This is a genomic window from Parvularculales bacterium (genome assembly GCA_036881865.1).
GTDB lineage: Bacteria > Pseudomonadota > Alphaproteobacteria > JAPOUT01 > JBAJNM01 > JBAJNM01.
In genome coordinates this window covers 39,607-50,902 of record JBAJNM010000003.1, presented here as the reverse complement: position 1 = coordinate 50,902, position 11,296 = coordinate 39,607, and the positions used below count along the sequence as shown (strand labels likewise).

The 11,296-nt window shown below is 47.9% G+C and carries 9 protein-coding genes and 1 tRNA gene; 6 read left to right on the top strand and 4 right to left on the bottom strand.

Annotated elements, in window-relative coordinates:
* Positions 1-93 precede the first annotated feature (93 nt).
* Positions 94-921 (top strand): VacJ family lipoprotein, encoded by an 828-nt coding sequence (locus V6Z81_01570; GenBank protein MEG9861186.1) that lies wholly within the window; start codon positions 94-96, stop codon positions 919-921.
* 86 nt (positions 922-1,007) lie between these two features.
* The gene (locus V6Z81_01565) at positions 1,008-1,616 is read left to right on the top strand and encodes an ABC transporter substrate-binding protein (GenBank protein MEG9861185.1); all 609 of its coding nucleotides are present in this window, start codon (positions 1,008-1,010) and stop codon (positions 1,614-1,616) included.
* Positions 1,617-1,622: 6 nt separating this feature from the next.
* On the opposite strand, the gene V6Z81_01560 is transcribed toward V6Z81_01565, so the two are convergent.
* The 4 genes from V6Z81_01560 to V6Z81_01545 all read right to left on the bottom strand — a co-directional run bounded on the left by V6Z81_01560 (position 1,623) and on the right by V6Z81_01545 (position 6,504).
* Positions 1,623-1,699 (bottom strand) — tRNA-Ile (locus V6Z81_01560).
* A gap of 86 nt (positions 1,700-1,785) precedes the next feature.
* Positions 1,786-3,837 carry an RNA polymerase sigma factor RpoD gene (rpoD, locus tag V6Z81_01555; protein ID MEG9861184.1) on the bottom strand — a complete coding sequence of 684 codons (2,052 nt, stop codon included), beginning with the start codon at positions 3,835-3,837 and terminating at the stop codon, positions 1,786-1,788.
* 141 nt (positions 3,838-3,978) lie between these two features.
* Positions 3,979-5,910, bottom strand: a complete 1,932-nt coding sequence (dnaG, locus tag V6Z81_01550) for a DNA primase (GenBank protein MEG9861183.1) — start codon at positions 5,908-5,910, stop codon at positions 3,979-3,981.
* Positions 5,911-6,033: 123 nt separating this feature from the next.
* Positions 6,034-6,504 carry a GatB/YqeY domain-containing protein gene (locus V6Z81_01545; GenBank protein MEG9861182.1) on the bottom strand — a complete coding sequence of 157 codons (471 nt, stop codon included), beginning with the start codon at positions 6,502-6,504 and terminating at the stop codon, positions 6,034-6,036.
* 303 nt (positions 6,505-6,807) lie between these two features.
* Between V6Z81_01545 and nadA the strand changes: the two genes are divergently transcribed.
* From nadA to V6Z81_01525, 4 genes are all read left to right on the top strand, one after another.
* A complete protein-coding gene (nadA, locus tag V6Z81_01540; GenBank protein ID MEG9861181.1) occupies positions 6,808-7,872 on the top strand; it encodes a quinolinate synthase NadA in 1,065 nt (354 codons plus the stop codon).
* A 7-nt stretch (positions 7,873-7,879) separates the two neighbouring features.
* Complete coding sequence (locus tag V6Z81_01535; protein ID MEG9861180.1) at positions 7,880-9,514, top strand: L-aspartate oxidase; 1,635 nt, start codon at positions 7,880-7,882, stop codon at positions 9,512-9,514.
* Positions 9,504-10,355, top strand: a complete 852-nt coding sequence (gene nadC, locus V6Z81_01530; GenBank protein ID MEG9861179.1) for a carboxylating nicotinate-nucleotide diphosphorylase — start codon at positions 9,504-9,506, stop codon at positions 10,353-10,355. The genes V6Z81_01535 and nadC overlap by 11 nt, the downstream gene beginning before the upstream one ends.
* A gap of 131 nt (positions 10,356-10,486) precedes the next feature.
* Positions 10,487-11,293 carry an SDR family oxidoreductase gene (locus V6Z81_01525; protein ID MEG9861178.1) on the top strand — a complete coding sequence of 269 codons (807 nt, stop codon included), beginning with the start codon at positions 10,487-10,489 and terminating at the stop codon, positions 11,291-11,293.
* Positions 11,294-11,296: the final 3 nt, after the last annotated feature.

The following is an 11,296-nucleotide window of genomic DNA, read 5'->3' as shown; positions in this document are numbered from 1 at the left end:
ACTTACTCTACATACAAGTACGAGAAACCTCATAACCGATTCTCTGGTTTAGAATCACACAACGCGATATACTCTTTCGTCATGATTCACGTCTTGTTAAGAAAACCCTCAGCAATCCGCCAAATTATCGTATCTCCCCCCTTACCCTTGCCACTGACCTTGCCCCTAATAGCGCTATTTTTGCTGGGTGCGTGTGCCGGAAAACAACTCCCAGACAAGAGTGCTAATCAGATAACCACCGCCAACCAAGTAGCAGAAATAAGTGACCCCCTAGAGCCATTCAACCGCTACACGTTTGAGGTCAACCGCTTCTTTGACGCCATACTTCTAAAACCAGTTGCCACTTGGTATCATGGCATCATACCGCAACCCATTCAGAATGGTGTGTCTAATTTTTTGGACAACCTCAGAACACCAGTCTATTTGCCTAACACGATGCTACAAGGTGAGATGTATGATGCGTGGGTCGTTATGGTGCGGTTTAGCACCAACAGCACGATTGGCATTGGCGGCTTGATTGATATTGCTGACCGTTTTGGATACTCTAAAAAAACTGGGTATTTTGGCCAAACCCTTGGTGTATGGGGGATTGGGTCGGGTTTTTATCTCCATTTACCTATCATAGGACCTTCCTCTCCGCGGGATTTAATTGGTAGCAGCGTTGATGTTGCGCTTGATCCCTTCGCTTATTATGCAAGTAGAAAGGTTTTGATAACACGTAGTACCGTGAATGGTATTTCTCTACGGGCACGCAACCTAAACCTTATTGATCATCTGGAAAAAACCTCCGTAGATTATTATGCTACTGTCCGGAATCTGTATTTTCAAAGCCAAACCAATGCCGTTCGCCAACGTCGTAGCAATGCAAATGGTGTAGACTATCTACCAGATATTTCTGATTTAGATGATGATTCGTCTTGACCGATAGCACCAAAAACCCATAGTGTACCCTCAATACTTCAGGAGGTTCTTATGTTTTCCAATATTTTTCTACGATTATGCCCCGCATGATTGTAGGTGTTGCTATCGCCCTGTGCGTGTTGGCCACTCACCCTGCTCATGTGCTAGCTAGCGATGATGCTGTGGCAGAAGCCTTTGCTGGCGAAACAGCGGAAGCTGTTATTGCCCTCCTAAAAAATTCCAACCCAGAACAGCGCAAACAAGAGTTTCTTAAGATTTTTGTAAGCAAGGTGGATATTCGCCGTGTTGCCCGATTTGCACTGGGGCAATATGCCCGCACTCCCACAGAAGACCAACTCAAAGAATACATCAATATACTGAAAGAGTTCATTACCAAAGTTTATGTCAGCCGTCTTTCAGATTACTCCGATGCAATGGTAAAAATCACAGACAGTACCAACAAAGGCTCAAGGGGCAAAGAAGTGATAGTTAAGAGCCATATTACTATGGCAGGAAAAGATCAGTCTGTAAACCTAAACTGGTGGCTACTCCGCGAAGATGGAGGATATAAGATTTTTGATCTTCAGGTAGCTGGTATCTGGCTGGCACAAGAGCAACGAGCTACCTTTGTCTCAATTTTAAAAAAGGGAGATGGTAAGTTCCCCGTCCTGCTTAGCCATTTAAGGAAACAAATTGAAAACGCAAGCAAAACATAAAGCGCATGGTGGGCCTGGCAGGACTCGAACCTGCGACCAAACCGTTATGAGCGGTTCGCTCTAACCAACTGAGCTACAGGCCCCACATTATCGCTCGTTCTAATTATACAAGGCGTAAGAGGAGCGCAAGAGCGATTCAACACTAATCCCCATAACCCCCTAATTCTCATCAACCATCGAGAAAGCTGCGCAATTTACGGCTACGGCTGGGATGCTTGAGTTTGCGCAAGGCTTTAGCTTCAATCTGACGAATGCGCTCACGAGTAACAAAAAACTGCTGCCCCACCTCCTCCAACGTATGATCTGTATTCATGCCAATCCCAAAGCGCATCCGTAAAACGCGCTCTTCCCGTGGCGTAAGAGAGGCCAAGACCCGTGTTGTAGTCTCCCGAAGATTGGACTGTATAGCCGCATCAATAGGAAGAATTGCATTCTTATCCTCAATAAAATCGCCAAGATGACTATCTTCCTCATCGCCAACAGGCATCTCAAGAGAAATAGGTTCTTTGGCAATTTTCATAACCTTACGGACTTTATCTAATGGCACGTTGAGTTTTTCTGCCAACTCTTCCGGTGTTGGTTCACGGCCAATTTCATGTAGCATTTGTCGTGAGGTACGAACCAACTTATTAATAGTTTCGATCATATGCACTGGTATACGAATGGTGCGTGCTTGGTCAGCAATAGAACGCGTTATGGCTTGACGAATCCACCACGTAGCATATGTAGAAAACTTATAACCCCTCCGATATTCAAACTTGTCCACCGCCTTCATAAGGCCAATGTTACCTTCTTGGATTAAATCCAGAAATTGTAATCCGCGATTGGTGTATTTCTTAGCAATGGAGATAACAAGCCGTAAATTAGCCTCCACCATTTCTTTTTTGGCTGTACGAGCTTCTCGCTCTCCCTTTTGCATATTGTGAACAATGCGCCGGAACTCGCCTATGTCCAAGCCCGTCTCAATGGCCAAATCCTGAATACCAGCACGAATCTCGTTAATCTGCACACGTTCAGCCTTAACAAAATCTTTCCATCCGGGGCCTACAAGACGACCTACCCTCCGCACCCAATTTGGATCTAGCTCAGCGCCATAATATTTTTTGAGAAACTCCTCACGGTGTATATTATGCCCATGAGCTAAACGCATCAGGCGACCCTCAAGTCCTACCAACCGTTTGTTGAGATCGTAAAGCTGATCAACGAGAGATTCTATACGGACATTATGTAGGCACAGGCTTTCCACGTTCTCTATAATGTCGTCACGTAGTTTTTTATACCGGCGCTCTTGAGAGGGCGAAAGCATCTCATTGTTTAGGCGACGCTCAACGCTTTGATCTTGAAGACGGCGCCATTTCCAGTAATTAGAGGCAATGCTGTCAAAAGCCTCTAATACCTTGGGCCTGAGTTCAGATTCCATGGTAGTTAGAGGCAAAGCGCTCTCGCTACTGTTGCCATCTCCCATGGCATCATCATCTTCGCTATCTTCATCTACCGCTCCGACTGAGGGAATATTTGGCCGCCCCCCCGCAGCACTATCTGGTGCGCCAGTAGCACTACGATCTACCTTCCGAGCCTCTGGACCTGCATAAGTAGCCTCCAGATCAATGACATCACGCAACAAAACGCTACCCTCATTGAGTTGGTTACGCCAGATGATAATCGCCTGAAATGTAAGAGGACTTTCACACAGGCTGGCAATCATAATGTCTCGCCCGGCTTCAATCCGCTTGGCGATCGCAATCTCCCCCTGACGAGAAAGCAATTCAACGCTACCCATCTCCCGTAGATACATTCGTACAGGATCATCAGTGCGGTCCGTGGTTTCCCCCGTCTTAGCCCGTTCAGCAGACAACACACTCCCCTCGTCTTTTACAGCAACCTCACCATCTGTCTGGTCGTGTCCAGATTCATCATCGCCCCCGACCTCAATACCTGTTTCAGTAAAGGCAATACCCAACTCCGCTAGTTTTGCCATAATATCTTCAATATACTCGGCGGAAACGCTCTCTTGAGATAAGAGTTTACCGAGGTCATCGTACGTAGCACTTCCACGTTTTTCCGCGACTTTGATCAAATTTTGAACAATCATCTCCAGACCAGCAACACCCGACTCATCAACACTTGCTGTTGATGCAAAGCCAGAACTTTTGCTCTTGCCACTACTCTTAGATCTCAGTTTTCTCCCAGATTTTGTTTTTACCGCCTGCGTATTTACCATTTATCACTACTCCAACAACACTCCCCCCAACAGAATACCTTCTCTCTTTCTTTAATCGAAAACAGTTCGTCCATAAAGCCCCCAGCCTGCCATTAGGCATGCGGAGGACTCTTAAATCTGTTACCACTTATCCTGTTACCACTATTTAATCTCTGCGATTCCTTTTGCCTGCACTATCTCTGAAGAAGATTCTAGATCATCCCAACGAGTCTCACTCCCCTTATGACCTCCGATCTGATTTATTATTTCGCCTATATTGGCGAATTCACTGTCTCCCTCTTCCTGTTGCTCAACCAAGCGCCTACCAGCCTCTTGTAAGGCCTCAGGCAACAAGACTATCCTTTTATAACGCTCCCATATATGCCGCCATCCTTCCGATGCCGTCACCTGATCACTATCCAAGCCCGCAAAAGGCTCATTCTGAAGGGCCCTATCGGTCCTCAGACTTTCAACATATCCCATCAAATTCTGTCCTGACAAATGGCGCTCCAACGCCTCCCTGTCAAGGGGGTCATTCTGAGCCGCTACTTCCATGATAGCAGTTTTCAAATCATTAAGCCACGGTTTTTGCAACAAAATTTGCCCAAAATCTTCGCCATAATCCCCCAATAACATAGGGTGGTTGAGCATCATCAACACCATCAGAGATTCCAGACGAGCCCCAGGATATAGCACATCTTGCGCCAATTTATTGCGCCGAGTTTCGGGCCTTGGAGCCATTGTGTTATGCCCTACCCTGTTACGGTCAAATGACCCCTCACCCCCTCTATACGTTCGCCCCTTGAGCGTTGCCCCTCTAAATAGTTGATAGCATCGCTCACGCATCATGCTCTGGTAATGAGCACGTACTTTAGTGTCTTGGATTTGGTTCACTAATTCTTCCAGACGACTCTCAAGTTGAGCGCGACGTTCCGGCGTATCCCACGAACCACCAACTGACTCACGCTCCCAAAGCGCATCTGACAGTGACTGTGCTTGTGCCAAAATGGTTTGCATCGCTGCCCTTCCCTGTAATCGCAATACATCGTCTGGGTCTTCGCCTTCTGGTAACATAGCAAAGCGCACCGATTGTCCTGGCTGCAACAATGGCAAAATAATATCCATGGCCCGCCATGCAGCCCGCATACCGGCTACGTCGCCATCAAAACAAATGATAGGTTCTGGTGCTAACCGCCACATCAGTTCAATCTGCCGCTCTCCCAGAGCTGTGCCTAGAGGTGCTACCACATGACCAAACCCAGCGCCCGCCATGGCAACGGCATCCATATAACCTTCGACCATAATGACCGTTCCTACCTTAAGGGCCAGACGGCGAGCATTATGAAAATTATAAAGTACGGCGCGTTTTTGAAACGTTGGTGTTTCGGGAGAGTTTAGATATTTAGCAGGAGCTGTTTCATCTAGTGCTCGCCCTCCAAAGGCAATCACGCGTCCTCCATCATCATGGATGGGAAACATAATACGGTGGCGAAATCGGTCACGCACTTCCCCGCCTTGACTGACAAGCGTCAATCCGGCCTCAAGCATCTGGGCAGTGCCAATACCCCTTTTTTGTAAGGCGCAGATAAGCCCGTCACGCCCTCCCGGAGCATACCCAACAGCAAACGCCTCCTGCATAGAGGCTGTCACCCTCCGCCCCTCAAGCCACGCGCGAGCTTGAACGCCTGCGGGAGTTGTTAGTTGATGACGAAAAAAATCTTGGGCAACGCCGATAATCTCATACAAACCAGCGCGATGTTTTTCTCGGGCAGCTTGTTGAGGGTCAAAAATAGGTAGCTTAATTCCCGCTTCACTGGCAAGCCTTTCAACCGCCTCCGGAAAGCGCAGATTCTCTGTCTCCATAACAAAACGCACTACATCCCCTGAAGCCCCACAACCAAAACAATGATAGCGGTTACGATTTTCATCTACGTGAAAACTAGGAGTCTTTTCTTGATGAAATGGGCAGCACGCCCACCAGTCGCGCCGTGTTGGGTTGGATTTAACACGGTCCCACTGCACTCGTTGCCCCACCACATCCCGCAGGGATATCCGCATACGCACGGCTTCAAGAAAACTGTCAGAAAACACCATGGTTTACCGTCCGCGCCACCCTAACTTCAGAGGCAACACGATACCACGCCTCCCCTATACCGAAAAGCTTTTATGAAAAAATAGATAAATAACTGGCAGGTTTTGCCAACACCACTACCTAATCTATGACGAAACCACCTCACCGAGCTGGCTTCTGACAATCGTATTGGCGACGGTAAAATCTATTTGCCCAGCATAGCGCTTTTTAAGCGCTCCCATAACCCGACCCATGTCTTTCAAACTGGTGGCTCCCAATTCCATCACAATTTGCTCGCAAGCTGTGCGCATCTCATCACCTTCCAACTGCAAAGGCAAAAACTCACTGATGACAGAAACCTCCGCTTGTTCCCGTTCCGCTAAATCAGGTCGCCCCGCTTCTTCATAAACCGACACCGCCTCTCGTCGTTGCTTCACCATGCATCCAAAAACATCCAACAATTCTGAATCAGACACCCCATCCGATGTGCCATTTGATCGCAGAGTAATATCACGATCTTTAATAGCCGCCATCATAAGACGCAAAGTGGACATACGCTGTCTATCCTGAACCTTAACAGCGGACCTCAAGGCTTTCACCACACAATCCCGTATCATAATATATTCCTGTTTGCTTCCCCCACCGCCTGAAAGAGCCACGCCACAGCTACTCTATACCTCATAACGCATTACCAAGCAGAGCCTACTAAGCTTTGCACCCTTTAATCAAGATACATAATGTGACAAAAATTGTGATGAGAGTAATTACACCCATAATAGGCCTTTTCCCTAAAATTCTCTGAAAAGCCTATAACAGTTTTATCACAATTCTTGCTATTTGCATCATTTGAACCTATCTGTTACGTTAGTAATGCTCAAAATAAGCATAAGCAATTGGCCCTCTAAATTAAGTACACAACAATGCAAACTCATTCTTCCACCCCATATGAGGCACCTCTCAGCATCAAAGAATTCCCGCCCCTTGAGCGGCCTGATCTTACCTATACCTCTGGTCTAGCCCGTGATATGGCCCCTCTTTATGAGAAGCTCAAAAATGTCATCCCTTCTGTTGAGTGGCCGTTCTTTGCGCCGCTCATTCGTACCATCAACGACCTCAAAAAAGAGCGCGGTGCCGTTATTCTAGCCCATAATTACCAAACACCAGAGATTTTCCACGGCGTTAGCGATATAACAGGCGATAGCCTCCAACTGGCCCGCGAGGCTGCAAGAACCGAAGCTGATGTTATTGTCCAATGTGGCGTTCATTTTATGGCAGAAACAGCAAAACTGCTGAATCCTGACAAAACAGTTTTAATTCCCGATGCTGGAGCAGGTTGCTCTTTAGCCGCCTCTATTACTGGTGCCGATGTGCGTTTGTTGCGAGAGCGTTACCCTGATGCGCCAATAGTCACTTATGTGAATACCAGTGCTGACGTTAAAGCTGAGTCTGATATTTGTTGCACGTCATCTAATGCTGTTCAGATTGTTGAATCCCTAGGCGCTAGACGAGTCTTGTGCATTCCCGATGAATATCTAGCTCGTAACATTGCCTGTGAAACTCAAGTTGAAATCATTGCGTGGAAGGGACGTTGCGAGGTGCACGAGAGATTTACAGCAGAAGAGTTACGCCGCTATCGCATGGACAACCCAGGGATTATCATTATTGCGCATCCCGAATGTCCCCCCGATGTAATTGATGAGGCCGATTTTTCTGGCTCTACCTCCGGCATGATACGCTGGATAGGAGACAATAAACCTGCACGGGTTGTTATGGTAACGGAATGTTCTATGAGCGATAATGTCACCGTAGAGCATCCCGATGTTGAATTTGTGCGCCCGTGTAATTTGTGTCCGCACATGAAAAAAATTACCCTTGAAAACATATTGGATTGCCTGATTGAAATGCGTGATGAAGTAACCATTGACCCGTTGTTGGCAGAACGTGCGCGGCAACCTATTGAGCGAATGATAGCCCTTGACGCCTGACACTTATATGCCTACCACAAGCGGTATTTCTCAAGATAATGTTATTGATGCTGGTCCTGTCTTGATTATAGGGGCGGGGCTTGCGGGCTTGTTTGCAGCACTAAAACTATCTCCTTGTCCCGTTAGCCTGCTGACTGCCTCGCCAGTTGGCAGTGGAGCCGCAAGCGCTTGGGCGCAAGGGGGTATTGCGGTGGCGTTGGGTATAGATGATAGCCCTCACAGTCATGCGGCAGACACCATAGCTGCCGGTAAAGGAATAACCGACTCTCATGTCGCCACTTTCATTACCCAAGAGGCTGCTGCCCGTGTGAAGGATTTAATAGAGTTTGGTATCTCTTTTGATAAACAGGCGGATGGTCGACTGCATCTCGGTCAAGAGGGAGCCCACAGTAAGAGGCGCATTATCAGCGTGTCGGGTGATTGCACCGGACAAGCACTTATGACCACTCTCGCTTATACCGCCCGCAACACACCTTCTGTACGTTTTCTGGAAGGTTATGTGGCTCTTGATTTAGCCATTGAAGATGAGCGGGTGGTCGGTGTTTTTGTATGCCCTGTTCATAGCTGCAAACCGACAACACCTCTCCTGTTCAAAGCACACTGTGTGGTGATGGCCACTGGTGGAGTTGGTAATATCTATCAAGTTACCACCAACCCTAAATCTGCCAATGGTGATGGGTTGGCCATGGCAGCACGAGCAGGCGCTGCAATAACAAATGCGGAGTTTGTGCAATTTCACCCCACAGCCATTGATGTCGGACGAGATCCCACCCCTCTTGCGACCGAAGCGCTACGGGGTGAAGGAGCACAACTTGTTAATGAGGCTGGTGAGTGTTTTATGGAGCACACCCATGATGATGCTGAACTAGCTTCACGGGATCTAGTGGTACGCGCCATTACCCGCGAATTACACGAAGGGCGGCGCGTTTTTCTGGATGCACGAAGGGCTCTCGGTAATACTTTGCCTGATAGATTTCCTTCGTTTTACGCTCAGTGCTTATCTCTTGGTTTCAATCCCCTTGAGATGGCTGTTCCTGTGACTCCAGCAGCTCATTATCACATGGGTGGGATAGCAACAGATTCTAATGGTCGCACCTCCCTAGATGGTTTATGGGCGTGTGGTGAGGTTGCATGTACGGGGTGTCATGGCGCCAATCGTCTAGCAGGCAATTCTTTGCTAGAGGCAGTAGTGATGGCTGCACGCATTGCTGACGATCTAAAAGGCCAACCCATGGATGTTACCTCCGCAAGACAAATTGCTCCGATTGCTCTGGTAAAAACAGATAAACCCGCACCCCCTGCCATTATGCCAGTTGTAGACCAATTACGCCACTTGATGAGTGAAAAAGTGGGAACTGTACGTAGCGCGACGAGTCTTGGGGAAGCGCTAAGCGAGATTATACGTCTAGAGCGCACCGTCTCGGCAGGAGATGCACTCGCTAATCGTTTTACAACGGCCAAGTTTATTTGTGTGGCGGCTTTTCTACGACAAGAAAGCCGAGGAGGACATTTCCGACAGGATTTTCCAGAAACACGCACTATATTTGAGAGACAGATGACCCTAACCCTTAAAGAGGTTAACCACATTGCAGAAACCGCCGCCACCCGCGCCGATGACATAAGAAAAGATCGTGCCTGCTAGCTCGCTACCAGATGTTCTCGTTGAGCCTTTAGTGCGTCAGGCGCTGGAGGAAGATTTAGGTCGTGCAGGCGATGTCACCACCCAATGCGTTGTGTCGCAAGAGATTGATCTTGAAGCGAGAATTGTGACACGGGCGGAGGGATGTTTAGCTGGTCTTGGTGTTGCACGTTTAGCATTTCACCTTTTGGGTCAAGACCTTACATTCACTCCAAAGGTTTGCGATGGCACTCGGGTAAAAGCAGGAGAGACGGTAGCGCTTGTTCAGGGTAACGCCCGCTCTATTTTGACAGCTGAGCGTGTGGCTCTTAATTTTCTTGGGCATCTATCAGGCATAGCTACAGCAACCCTGGCCCTTGTTGAATCTATTGTCGGCACTCAGGCGCGTATTTGTTGCACCCGCAAAACAACACCCAATCTGCGCCTCCTAGAAAAATATGCTGTTGTATGCGGTGGAGGAGTTAATCATCGTTTTGGGCTTGATGATGGCTTACTCGTTAAAGACAATCACATTGCGGCGGCGGGTGGTATCACCCAATCATTATCCCGCATTCGGCAACATGCCGGACACATGCTCAAACTAGAAGTAGAAGTAGATACCCTCAACCAACTTAGCAAAGTGCTAGATCTTGGCGTTGATGCTGTCCTCTTAGACAACATGACCCCAGCCACCCTCGTCAAAGCCGTGCGTTTAGTTGACGGACGCGCCATCACAGAGGCTTCCGGCGGCATCACCCTCAACTCTGCTCGCATTGTTGCTGAAACCGGCGTCAATTATATCTCAACCGGCTGGATAACTCACTCTGCCCCAAGTCTCAATGTAGCACTTGATGTATACACGTAAGGCCCACCCAAAGTGGAAAGCTGACAAAGTATAGAGAATGTGGTAGAGACACTCTCATGCTAAATCAGAATTCCTCTCGTTCTAAATCTCTCGCAGCAGGCAAAGCATCTACCTCTCAGGTGGCTGAATAAATGGCTCACGCTGACAAGCGCCACGCTATATTCATTACAGGTGGTGCTAGTGGCATTGGCCTTGCAACAGCGCGATTGTTTGCAAAAGATGGCTGGTTTATTGGGGTAGCTGACATCAATACAGAAGCTCTTGATGCTGTGCAACAAGAGTTAAGCGCAGAAAATTGCATGATCTTTTCTCTTGATGTACGTGACAAGGTGGCCTTTGATACCGCTCTACAGGCTTTTGGTGAAGTCACGGGAAACCGTTTGCATGTGTTCTTTAACAATGCGGGCATAGGGGTTGGTGGTCCGTTTGCGGAGATGGATTTTGTAGATCAACTTCAGATTATTGACGTTAATCTCATTGGTGTGCTGAATGGCATTCATGCTGCGTTGCCACTCCTTAAGAACACTGAAAACTCTTTGTGTTTTAACACCTCTTCTTCGTCTGCCATTTTTGGCATGCCGAACATTGCGACATATTCAGCTACCAAAAAGGCAGTTAAGGGCTTAACGGAAGCGCTTTCTATTGAGTTTGCCACCTTAAACATTCGAGTTTCCGATGTTTTACCTGGTCTAATTGATACACCTCTTTTGCCGGAGGGCGTTGTGGAAAATGCTCCCAAGGAGGGTGCATTCAGAGCTATACCCCCCTCTGAAGTGGCTTGTGCCGTACGTGATGCATGGAATGATACAACGGGCAAGATTCACTGGTTTGTACCCTCTGACCTAGAAGACATAAACAAGGCTGTGGCCATTTCTCCCGAAAGTGTACGTGCGCATTTTGCAAGCGAGGGCATTCTCAATAGCAATCCTATTGACTAGAGG

Excerpts from the sequence above, each read along its gene's own strand:
- V6Z81_01565 (MEG9861185.1), top strand. The coding sequence starts at position 1,008 with ATGATTGTAGGTGTTGCTATCGCCCTGTGCGTGTTGGCCACTCACCCT.
- rpoD (MEG9861184.1), bottom strand. The coding sequence starts at position 3,837 with ATGGTAAATACGCAGGCGGTAAAAACAAAATCTGGGAGAAAACTGAGA.
- dnaG (MEG9861183.1), bottom strand. The coding sequence starts at position 5,910 with ATGGTGTTTTCTGACAGTTTTCTTGAAGCCGTGCGTATGCGGATATCC.
- V6Z81_01545 (MEG9861182.1), bottom strand. The coding sequence starts at position 6,504 with ATGATACGGGATTGTGTGGTGAAAGCCTTGAGGTCCGCTGTTAAGGTT.
- nadA (MEG9861181.1), top strand. The coding sequence starts at position 6,808 with ATGCAAACTCATTCTTCCACCCCATATGAGGCACCTCTCAGCATCAAA.
- V6Z81_01535 (MEG9861180.1), top strand. The coding sequence starts at position 7,880 with ATGCCTACCACAAGCGGTATTTCTCAAGATAATGTTATTGATGCTGGT.
- V6Z81_01525 (MEG9861178.1), top strand. The coding sequence starts at position 10,487 with ATGGCTCACGCTGACAAGCGCCACGCTATATTCATTACAGGTGGTGCT.